General features: G+C 45.2%; 7 protein-coding genes and 1 tRNA gene. 2 read left to right on the top strand and 6 right to left on the bottom strand.

Annotated features, from left to right (window positions below):
• Nucleotides 1–34: 34 nt before the first annotated feature.
• The 4 genes from CQ839_RS24780 to CQ839_RS09000 all read right to left on the bottom strand — a co-directional run bounded on the left by CQ839_RS24780 (nt 35) and on the right by CQ839_RS09000 (nt 8,300).
• Nucleotides 35–718 (bottom strand): ATP-binding protein, encoded by a 684-nt coding sequence (locus CQ839_RS24780; RefSeq protein WP_146048712.1) that lies wholly within the window; start codon nt 716–718, stop codon nt 35–37.
• A gap of 374 nt (nt 719–1,092) precedes the next feature.
• Nucleotides 1,093–1,470, bottom strand: a complete 378-nt coding sequence (locus CQ839_RS09010; RefSeq protein ID WP_103667937.1) for an endonuclease domain-containing protein — start codon at nt 1,468–1,470, stop codon at nt 1,093–1,095.
• Nucleotides 1,471–1,848: 378 nt separating this feature from the next.
• The gene (locus tag CQ839_RS09005) at nt 1,849–6,696 is read right to left on the bottom strand and encodes a hypothetical protein (protein ID WP_103667936.1); all 4,848 of its coding nucleotides are present in this window, start codon (nt 6,694–6,696) and stop codon (nt 1,849–1,851) included.
• 215 nt (nt 6,697–6,911) lie between these two features.
• Nucleotides 6,912–8,300, bottom strand: a complete 1,389-nt coding sequence (locus CQ839_RS09000) for an N-acetylmuramoyl-L-alanine amidase (protein WP_103667935.1) — start codon at nt 8,298–8,300, stop codon at nt 6,912–6,914.
• Nucleotides 8,301–8,613: 313 nt separating this feature from the next.
• Between CQ839_RS09000 and CQ839_RS08990 the strand changes: the two genes are divergently transcribed.
• On the top strand, nt 8,614–9,018 hold the full coding sequence (locus CQ839_RS08990; protein WP_103667933.1) for an NIL domain-containing protein: 405 nt from the start codon (nt 8,614–8,616) through the stop codon (nt 9,016–9,018).
• 243 nt (nt 9,019–9,261) lie between these two features.
• Nucleotides 9,262–10,008, top strand: a complete 747-nt coding sequence (locus tag CQ839_RS08985) for a DedA family protein (RefSeq protein WP_103667932.1) — start codon at nt 9,262–9,264, stop codon at nt 10,006–10,008.
• 48 nt (nt 10,009–10,056) lie between these two features.
• On the opposite strand, the gene CQ839_RS08980 is transcribed toward CQ839_RS08985, so the two are convergent.
• Nucleotides 10,057–10,141 (bottom strand) — tRNA-Ser (locus CQ839_RS08980).
• A 177-nt stretch (nt 10,142–10,318) separates the two neighbouring features.
• Complete coding sequence (locus CQ839_RS08975) at nt 10,319–11,476, bottom strand: hypothetical protein (protein WP_103667931.1); 1,158 nt, start codon at nt 11,474–11,476, stop codon at nt 10,319–10,321.
• Nucleotides 11,477–11,632 lie beyond the last annotated feature (156 nt).

Raw genomic sequence — 11,632 nt, 5'->3', positions numbered from 1 at the left:
TGGACAGTTAAGCTATACTCTAGGATTTCTAGCTTCAGTGGTTATGTACGGACTGGTTACCGTGATTCACACTGAACGAATCGCACTTGTTGATGAGTTCTAGGAGGTTATCGGTTTGGGGTTCGAGGTGTTGGCGCAGTCGGGCGCGTGCGTCGGGGTTGCCTTTGAGTTTGGCGCTAAATTTGCCGATGCCGAGGAGGTCGGCGGTGACTTCACCTGTGCTGCTGGCGGCGACTTTGCCGATGAGGGGAATGTTACCTTCGCCTGAGACGCTGACATCGCTTTGGAGGACACTCCAAGTTTTTTGGAGGAGTCCCTGAAAGCCTGTGGGATTGAGTTCGATTTTGGCGGCGGTGAGGCTTTTGCTGATTTGGCGAGCGACGGTGAGGAGGATGTCGGATATGTCTACGTCGGTCATGACGAGGTCTTCGCTGGAGTCGAGATAGACGACGTGAAAGCCTTCGCGTTCGAGTTCGTATTTGAGTTTGCCGAGTTCGGTGGATTTGCCGCAGCCGATGTGACCTGTGAAGAGTTGATGGCTGCGATCGTCGCTACGGGTAATCGTGCGATAGAGTTCGTCGATGAGGCTGACGGTTTTGCGTTTGCCGCTTCTAGCGGCGGTGAAGTCGATGTAGTAGCTGCGGTCTGTTTCGTTGGAGACAATGAGGGTTTTGTTGGGGTTGCAAGCTTTGAAAAATTTGAGAGGGTCGAAGGTCATGGGTTTGTGGATTGGAGGAATTTTGGCTTCGGTTTGATGTGTCTAGCCCCCTAAATCCCCCAATTCTGGGGGACTTTAAGAGTTTGAATTTATCTTGTTCCCCCCAGAATTGGGGGGCTAGGGGGGCTATACAGTTCAATCATGGGAAAAACTCTACTTGAGCAAATTTAGCAATTTGGAGCAGGACATTTGATAAATCATACGAGTCTCTCTGTCTTCGGTTTAATGGATTTAAGCCCCCTAAATCCCCCAATTCTGGGGAACTTTAAGAGTTTTTAATTTGTCTTGTTCCCTACATCTCTCAAGTCTATAGGACTTAGACCTGAATCTGGTTCCCCCCAGAATTGGGGGGCTAGGGGGGCTATATACTTCAATCACGGGAAGAACTCTACTTGAGCGAATTTAGCAATTTGGAGCAGGACATTTGATAAATCATTTATCACTTCTTCGTTGGTAAATCTGAGAACGTGATAACCAAAGGTTTGTAGTTCATCTGTTCGTGCTTGATCGTAGGATTGTTGCTGATTATGAATGCTGCCATCGACTTCTATCACCAATTTGGCACTAGGACAATAAAAGTCAACGATAAATCTTCCAACAGGATGCTGACAACGAAATTTAAGTTGACCGATTTTGCGTCCTCGTAATGATTGCCACAATATTTCTTCAGCAGGTGTTAACTGTTTCCGTAAGCGACGGGCAGATTCTTCAATCTCTCTGGTAGTACCACGAATTCGATTAGAGTTTTTCATGTTTTGATAGTATCTCATGCTCTACGTTTTGATGTGTTTAAGCTTTCTAAATCCCCCAATTCTGGGGGAATTTAAGAGTTTTGATTTGTCTAATCCTCTAGATCTCTCAATTCTGGGGGACTTTAAGAGTTTTAGTGTGTCTAGCCCCCTAAATTCCCCAATTCTGGGGGACTTGAAGAGTTGAGTTTTGATTTGTCTAGTTCTCTAAATCCCCCAATTTTCGGGGGGTTGAAGAGTCTTAAACTATCTAGTCCTCTCAATCTCTCAGTTCTGAGGAACTTGAATCTGAATCTGGTTACCCCCAGAATTGGGGGGCTAGGGGGGCTAAACATTTGCTTTAAATGAAAATTTGTGCGTATGGACTTCTCAAATACTTTCTTAATCTCTTTTACCAATGAAAATAGAGGAGAGAAGGGTTGGTTTTCCATTTTTTAGGAAGTTGAAGGAGGTCTTGGGTGGGGGGATGCCTTCACAGGCGGTTTTGGCGCGTTGGCGGAGAACTCGGGTTTCTTTGGAGAGTTGACGATCACTATTGAGAGCTACAAAATCTTGCAAATAAAGTTTAAGATCATTATTTAGCGCCATAAAATCTTGCAAATAGTTACAACTTCGTGCCAATGAGAAATCTAGATCAATATGCCATAGCTGCGCTGTGCTATCCCAACTCCCTGTGACAACACTCTTGCCATCGGGAGAAAATGCGACACTAAAGACAACATCTTGATGTCCTTGGAAAGTTTGCATCAATCGCCCGTCAATGTTCCACAACTTCGCCGTTTTATCCCAACTCCCTGTGACAATACTCTTTCCATCGGGAGAAAATGCAACGCTATAGTAGACCTGAGACTGGCTTCCTTGGAAGGTTTGTAGCAATCGCCCATCAATGCTCCACAACTTCGCCGTTTTATCTTCACTCCCAGTGACAATGCTTTTTCCATCAGGAGAAAATGCGACGCTATAGACTGAATCTTGGTGTCCTTGGAAAGTTTGTAGCAATCGCCCATCAATGCTCCACAACTTCGCCGTTTTATCCCAACTTCCTGTGACAATGCTTTTTCCATTGGGAGAAAATGCGACGCTATAGACTGAATCTTGGTGTCCTTGGAAAATTTGTAGCAATCGCCCATCAATGCTCCACAACTTCGCCGTTTTATCTCCACTCCCTGTAACAATGTTCTTTCCATCGGGAGAAAAAGCTACACTAGAGACAGAATTTTGGTGTCCTTGGAAAGTTTGCAACAAGTGTCCGTCAATGCTCCACAACTTCACCGTTTTGTCCCAACTTCCTGTGACAATGCTCTTTCCATCGGGAGCAAACGCGACACTAGAGACTGAATCTTGGTATCCTTGGAAAGTTCGCAACAAGTGTCCATCAATGCTCCACAACTTTGCCGTTTTACCCGAATTTCCTGTGATAATGCTCTTTCCATCGGGAGCAAACGCGACGCTGAAGACTTGAGATTGCTGTCCTTGGAAGAAGATTTGCAACAAGTGCCTGTCAATACTCCACAACTTTGCAGTGTTGTCCCAACTCCCAGTAGCAATACTCTTACCATCGGGAGAAAATGCAACACTATAGACATTATCTTGATGTCCTTGAAAAGTTTGTAGCAAGCGCCCATCTATGCCCCACAACTTCGCAGTTTTATCCCAACCTCCTGTGACAATACTCTTACCATCGGAAGAAAATGCCACGCTATAAATATAATTTTGGTGTCCTTGGAAGGTTTGAAGCAAGCTTCCGTCTATGCTCCACAACTTCGCAGTAGTGTCCCAGCCTCCTGTGACAATACTCTTACCATCGGGAGAAAAAGCGACGCTAAAAATAGAATTTTGGTGTCCTTGAAAGGTTTGAAGCAAGCTCCCATCTATACTCCACAACTTCGCAGTGCTGTCCCCACTTGCTGTGACAATACTCTTACCATCGGGAGAAAAAGCGACGCTGGAGACAGAATCTTGGTGTCCTTTGAAGGTTTGCAGCAAGCGTCCGTCAATGCTCCACAACTTCGCTGTTTTATCCCCACTTGCTGTAACAATACTCTTACCATCGGGAGAAAAAGCGACGCTAAAAATAGAATTTTGATGTCCTTGAAAGGTTTGTAGTAAGCGCCCATCTATGCTCCACAACTTCACCGTTTTGTCCCCACTGCCTGTGACAATGCTCTTGCCATCGGGAGAAAAGGCAATGCTATAGACTCTACCTTGGTGTCCTTGGAAACGACTTTTCTCGCGGAAGACATTAATCGCAGGGCGTAAAATACCTATTGGGCGACGGTAGCTACTACGCAGAGTTTCAGGCTTAGCCTTTCCACTTTTGACATTTTCGATCGCCTCAACCTGATCTTCTATCGTCATGGCATCAGCATTGAGTAGTCCATTCCAAATCAGGATATCAGCAGTCCTTTTAGCCTCACTGGCTGTATCATCAGCAATAATTTTCTGCCAAACTGCCAAGCATCCAAAAGTAACCGCTAACATTGCCACCCCTGCCGTAGAGAACAAAACCTTAGTTAGTTTTCGGTTATTCCGTTTTGACTCTTCTAGCTTCTCTTGCAGAACTTGCTCAGCCTTTTGCTCTGCCTCCTTCCGCTTTTGTCGTTCCGACTCTAATTGCTTCGACAACTTCTCTCCAAAAATTTGACGAATCGGTTTTACGAGATAGTCATGAATCAATAGATAACGATTTTCTGGCAAAGCCGACACCTCAAAAGCTAAACCCGAACCTTTGAGAACTGTTAACACAAAATCTAAATCTCCTGTTACTGCAAATTCTCTCACTTCAGGCAACAGATCATCCGTCAACAACCGTACATCCATTTGTAATTCCGTTTTAGTTTTCGCAGGACGCTTTTCTGGTTCCTCTGTAAGCGCAAATAACACCCTTGGAGCCAATACCCAATTTACTTCGCCACAATCTCTCACCACCTGTATCAGCAAACTTCTTACTAGAGATTGTTTAGGATTTGGAGGCACAGACTCATACGCCGCCAAAGTCGTAATCTTCGCCTCCCCATGCAACATCTGCGCCCCCACCACCTGCAACTCAATCGGACGCACCTCCCCAAACTCCGCCGCCAGATCCGTCACCAACCGATCCACCAGCGACTCCTCCAACCGATAAGGCGATCGCTCTGTCAACTCCTTGATTACCGCTTTCGCCCTCTCCTTCGAGAAATTACCGAGGTAATAGCGCACATTCTTATTGAGAATGTCATTATAAATTATTTCTAAATTGGCAAGGCGATCGCACTCCAACAAATAATGAATATAATCCTCCCGCAACGACAAAATCACCCATACATAAGGCACGGCAAGACATTCGCGCAAAAAATCATATAACTTACGGCGATCGGGTACATCCGTATGCTTAAAAAAGAACTCCTCAAACTGATCGAAGATGAGAACCGTAATTAGATTTTGGCGATCGCGATCGTGGAGTTGAGCGATAAGTGACTCAGATCCCCCTAAATCCCCCTTATAAAGGGGGACTTCAATATCTTCTTCTTCTTTCCCCCCCTTTACAAGGGGGGCTAGGGGGGATCTATCCAACTTATGTGCTACGAGGGAATCCGATCCCCCTAAATCCCCCTTGTAAAGGGGGACTTCAAGATCTTCTTGTTTTCCCCCCTTTACAAGGGGGGCTAGGGGGGATCTCCCCAACTTATTTACCAATTCCCCTTGCCAATCCTCATAATGCTCAATCACCACAGGCTGAACCGATCGCGATTGATGAATAACCTTCCGTAAGGCTGGCACTAACCCCGACTGTAACAGCGAACTTTTCCCCACACCTGAAGGTCCATGCACCACCGTTAACCGACAATCGCTGCGTTTAACCCGATCCACCAATGCCTCAATATCTGCCTGTCGTCCTGAAGCCGCAACCTCCTCCATCGCATCCTCACCGATCGCCCCCACACGACGCTGTGGTTGCAACCTTCCCGCCCCAATAAACGCCCGAAAACCATAACTCGTTTCCACCGACTCGCGATCGCACTTCACCGTAAACGCATCACGATAATTTCCTACCGCCGTATAAGCCCGATGCAACGCTTGCAAAATCCGGATATGCAAATCAGGATCGACCTCTGGCAATACCAAAGCTTTCGCCCGTTCTAAAGATGCGATCGCCTCCTTTGCTTGATTCATACCAATCAGCGATCGCCCGAAAGACAACAAATAAAAACCTTGGCGCTCCTGTCCCTGTAAAGCTTTCTCTGCTTCAGTCTTAGCAACTTGCCAATCTTGACTGGCGATCGCCACCTCGGCACGTAACCCCGCCGCCCAGTCTGGCAAAATTATCAACTCATTCGCAAAATTTGCTAATGCTTCCCATTGAGTCGCCTTTCCAGTTTCAGGCAAAGCTAAAGCCAATAAAATCTCACCTAAAGCCAAGGCTACCGATGCTTGTTTTCCCTCAGACTCATGCCAAGCCATCTGTAACTGCTCACGGGCGCGATCGCAATAATCCAAAAAATTTACGCGCTCCTGTTTGCCCCGCAGTTGCCACCACAGCCCCAACCGATAACGCGCCGCCGCCGCCAAACTCCCCGTACTCACCTGCGCCAGACAATTCTCAAAATGCGCCCTTGCAGCATCACCACTCCCCGCCTCAATCCCAAACGCCAACGCAACCTTTGCCGCTAACTCAGGCGATCTATTTCCCTCAAGGCGCTGCCATTCCTGCCATGCCCACTGCAACTCTTGCCCAATTCCGCGTTTCCCCTCCCGCGCAAACGCCCAATCCAAAACATCCGCAGTCTCACGCTCTAGCATTGCTTGTAATTCTGCACGAGCCAAACCAAAGTCAAAGGGAGGCGCAGCCCAACTTGCCAAATCAGGCGATCGCCTGCGTAGTTGGGCATCCACATCATCCGTCACCCATAGCACCAAGGGAAACTTAAACCGCTTCCGAAATTCTTCCCGCGCATTATTCGCCAGCGCCAAAATGTCATGCAAGTGCGGCGAATCTTCCAACCCCGTGACACTAATTACCTGTGTCCCCTCACTCACCTCATCCAAAATATCGACAAGATTCACCACCCCATCTGCATCCGTGACATGGCGATCATAAAGCCCAGATCCCAATTGCGCTTTCAAATCCGCTACAAGGCGATCGCGTACATCTATCGAATTACAACGCGCCAACAGTAAAGCAAAATCGCCGACCGAAAGTGCGATCGCCCGTAATAGCCGTTTCAGAGTAGCCTGTCTATCTGCACTCATCTCTATTCACATCAGCGCTTTTCAATTAAAACTTTTGAGCCAATTCACTGAACGAATCAAAAAACTCAGAAGCTGCTCAAGTATAAATGCTATTTCTCAATATTTCGATAGTTTATCATTTAGAAATATTTAGGACTTATGCAAATAAACCAAGAACTGAAGTTCTTAGCTAAAAGATCAAATCTACTGAATCCGACTGAAGAATACGTCTGAATTTAAAAAATACCTGCGGATTCGTAGAGGCGGCGAATGAGAGAGAGTATTTTGCGATCGTAGAGAGGATCGATCGTCCAGCGTCCAGTTAGTTGATGTAAAACTGGGGCAATACCTCTCGCCACCAAATTGAATCTGGGTGCAACGAGTGGTTGAAATAGCGGAGCATTACTGGCATAGGCTTTAAGTTGTTGGATATGCGCTCTTACTCCTGTGCGCTGATCGGTAAAACTTGCTCCTACTCCATTTGTATGAGAACTGGCTGCTGCACCCAAACTAGCAAAATTATTTTGCTCAGGCTCAATACCTTTGACAAATCTGAGAAATCCCGTCTCAATACACATTTGGCAAAAAGCAATATCGTGATTTACCCCTTCAATTTCTGCTTCTTCGCGATATATATGCGGCAGATCGCTATATTTAGTGAGAACTGCTTCATTATTATTTTTAAGGAACATCAGCATTTGCACTTCCGAAGCATTTCCAACCCCCATGATCTGATCGATTTGTCCAGTGAAAACTTTGAAAATTGTTTTCAAATAAAGAGTGCGTGTATTGCTATCCCAAGATACGGAAGTATTGAGCTCGCGTAGCGCGATCGCCTGTACATAGACAATACCTTGATAACGGAGACGACAGTTTAGAGGAATTTGGTTGAGAGCGAAGCCGAGGCGATCGACTAAATCAGCAGGTACAAAAACATTGCCTGAAACTAAAATCCCTTTTTCTTCATAACTTTGACCATTGAGATTGATATTAATCTCTGGATGAGTAACGGGCTTGATATTAGTGGGGCGATTGGATGGCGAATATACAGGAATCGTCGTGGCAGTTTCGTTAATCCATGCTTGCAAACCATCGGCAATTCCGATCGCATAGTCGCGTCGCCTTGTTTGCATTAATAACTTATCTTGAGAATTGTTAGAAAAAACTAATTCCAGTAAAATAGAAGGAACTGAAATTTGGCGGCAAAAGCTCAAACTACCTATGCCCGCGATCGTATCCGCTTTTGCGCCGCGATTGATGATTTCAGGTACACGCTTAGTTAAAGCGCTGGTAAGTATTTCTGCTTGCCGTTTACGTAGGGCGTTATTTGTAATGTAATAGCCAGTTGTACCGCGTAACTCACTAGCATTAGCAATATCTATTTGCAATGACAACGCCACATCTTGAGATGTAGCTCTTGCATTAATCCATGCGATCGTCTCAGATAAATTTAAATCATCACTAGGGATGCTGATCGAAATGCCCCGCGATCGCAATTCGGCAATCACTAAGTCTCTGGTGGCAGCTAATTCAGCAGTTTCCATCGCTCCACCCGTCACCTCACTTAGATCGCGAAATGAACCCTCAAAACCACCGTGACCTGCGGAAATAAATATTTTACCCATATCTCTATCTGCCAGCCAATTTCAGCAACCAAAAAAGTCTTCGTAAGTCTATCAGCTTTTGTCCTGTTTGACTGTTTATTGTTAAAAATAGAAGGGCGCAAAGCGCCCTTCTATTTTTTTGCTTGAGATTTGATCGTAAAAACATCAAAATTGGTTTCATAATTAATACAACACTTTGTGAATGTGTGCTGAACATATTCGCAAAACAAAAATCAATCTCAGTGAGGTTTTTGGCTTTGTATTTTGCCATAGGCAAAATACAAAGCGATGTATTTCTGGTTATTAGGGCGGGAATCTTCAAAAAGCACCAATCATGAAAAAAAGAGTTAATCTTACCTTCCCCAAGCGATCAATCAGCATTCCGATCACCTATCGGCTTGCCAAAGATTTTAATATTGCCGCCAATATAATTCGCGCCCAAGTTGCCCCCAATAAAGTTGGCAAAATGGTGCTGGAGCTATCAGGCGATATTGACCAACTTGAAGAAGCGATGGACTGGATGCGATCGCAAGATATAGAGGTTTCATTACATGGGCGCGAAATTGTGATCGATGATACTGCCTGTGTCGATTGTGGCTTATGTACTGGTGTTTGCCCCACTGAAGCATTGACCCTCGATCCGAAGACTTTTCAGCTTAACTTTCTGCGATCTCGCTGTGTGGTGTGCGAACAATGCATTACTGCATGTCCTGTTAACGCGATATCTATCAACCTATAGCTTTTTTTAGCAATTTCAAATCAAAAGAGCCACAACAAATTTTTTGAAAGTCTTGCTTTGCGAGACTTTCAAAAAATTTGTTGGTTCATGTATGAGTGCAAAGCAATGTAAGCTCAAAAGAGGTAATGCTTAAGATACAAATCAACAACAACTGATTTGCGATCGCGATAACCGCCTATAATGATACAAAAAGTAACAATTTCGCATAAACCCTTTAATAAATCAAACTTTGAGTCATAACTCATGCATTTTGAGTTTTTTTCGCTAGAAATTATTCAAGAATGGACGCAGCAGTATGGATACTGGATTATATTCTTAGGCATCATGCTTGAGAATGCAGGTATCCCATTACCAGGGGAGACGATCACCTTAGTTGGTGGATTTTTAGCTGGAAATGGTGAGTTGCGATATCCATTAGTTTTGCTATGCACTGTCGCAGGAGCGATCTTAGGAGACAGTGCAGGTTACTGGTTAGGACGTTGGGGAGGCTTGCCAGCATTAGAAAAAATCGGCAAGTTGTTTCGGATGCCCAGCGATGAAATTGCGATCGCACGTGAAAAATTTCGCGGTAGCGCTGATCGGGCCGTCTTTTTTGGGCGCTTTATAGCTATTCTACGAATCTTTGCTGGTCCAATGGCGGGCTTGTCAGGGATGCCATACTCTCGATTTCTATTTTTTAACGCCACAGGGGCGATCGTTTGGGCAACAGTCACCACTGGAGTCGCTTACTACGCAGGCACATTAATTCCCCTAGAGGCGCTAGTCTCTGGAGTTGTTAGGATTAGTTCAATTATTCTAAGCGGTGTAGTTCTATGGTTTGCTTCGCCCCCTGCATTCCGATGGCTTAAGGCAAGATTTATCAGCTGGCGCAATGCAAATAAACCTCAATCTTCAAAACCTAGTCAACCTACTCTCCAATCTGCTCAAGAGCCACCTGTACTCTTATCAATCACTGAAGATAAAGTGATGGTGAAAATAGAAAAAGATTAAACACAAAAAGACGGGCTACCTAATAGGTGGCCCGTCTTTTTGTGTTTACGGAGAGAGAGGGATTCGAACCCTCGGTTGCTTTCACAACATTCGATTTCAAGTCGAACGCATTCGACCACTCTGCCATCTCTCCCGTTGGATATTCTAAAGCATGATTACACCTAACACAAGCAAAAAACAAAGACTCGCATTGCGAGTCTTTGTTTTTTGATGTTTGAGTTTCAAATGAGTATGCACTCATTTGAAACTCAAACATCAATCCTATGCCAAAGGCAGAATGAAAACCCCTACAGGCTAACGAGCCATTGACCTATGCCTTGACCGCAGACATCGACAAGGTATAGTAACCCAACTGGTTAGGAACTCTCTCCCATTTGCCATCCAGCTTGCCCTTAGACAAGTTTTTGGTAACGCGATCCTTTGCTTGACGGAAGTTTTCTGCTGAGAGATCACCATACAGAGCTTTGACAACGCTATCAGCATTGACAAACTCGCCTTTACGCTCTTGCAAAACCTTCTCGATCGCATCAGTTAAGGTATTGCCTTGATAGAGAGGGCGCATAATCAGAGAACTCATGCGTCCAGACTTCTTAGGCTGTGAAGCCTTAGATGCTTCAGCATCAGCTTTTTTTGAAGCCTTAGGAGCTGCCTTTGGAGCCGCAGCTTTAGGAGAGGCTTTGGTTGCTAAAGCCTTAGGAGCTTTGGTTGCTAAAGCCTTAGGAGCTTTGGCTGCTTTAGTTGCTTTAGGAGCTGGAGCTGCCTTAGCAGCAGTTTTAGCAGCAGTTTTAGCAGCTTTGGCTACTTTAGGAGCAGGAGCTTCAGTCTTCACAGATGCAGCTCTACCTCTCTTAATGGTAGAGGTAGGGACTGTTTTCAAGGTTTCTAAAGATAATGTGTAGTAACCAAGTTGGTTAGGAACACGCTTCCATCTATCTTCGCCTTTGCCCTTAGAGAGGTTTTTGGTGACGCGCTCCTTAGCAACGCGGAAGACAGTCTCAGTTAGATCACCGTAAAGGATATTGACCACGTCATCAGCATTTACAGCTTGACCTTGGCGTTCATTCAAAATCTTTTCGATCGCTTCTGTGAGGGTAAGACCATCATAGGCAGGACGAGTTGTCAAAGAGCCACGACGATGTCCTCTTCCTCTTCCTTTGGCGGTAGGAGCAACTTCAGGCTTAGCGACGGCTTTAGGTTTGCGTCCTTTAGTAGGGGCGGGTGGAACTTCAGCAATGATGACGGGAGCAACAACAGGAGCGACAACTTCGACTTCTTTCTTTTTAGCTTTGGTCTTAGGAGCTTCGGCGGGTAATGTGCCTAGAAGAGCTTCAACATGGGCGAGTTGGGCACGGGCTTGAGCAACTTTATCTTCATATTCAGAGAGGAATCCTTGCAAACTGCTATGCAAAGCTTGTAAAGTCGCGCCAAAGCCGTCTGGCTGTAAGGTTACAGGTAGATCTATAGTCATATTACGGAAACCAAAAAGATAGTAATGATTAATTGATTAGATTAGCTTGTTTCTTCATACGTTTGCTTATGATGGAAGAAACTCATCATTTCGTTCTATCATGTTTTGAGAGAACTCGCAATAGTTTGGAAAGAATTCTCACTATTTTATTTTTTT

Origin of the sequence: Pseudanabaena sp. BC1403, from assembly GCF_002914585.1 — a bacterium.
GTDB lineage: Bacteria > Cyanobacteriota > Cyanobacteriia > Pseudanabaenales > Pseudanabaenaceae > Pseudanabaena.
This window is presented reverse-complemented; position numbering and strand designations above follow the sequence as displayed.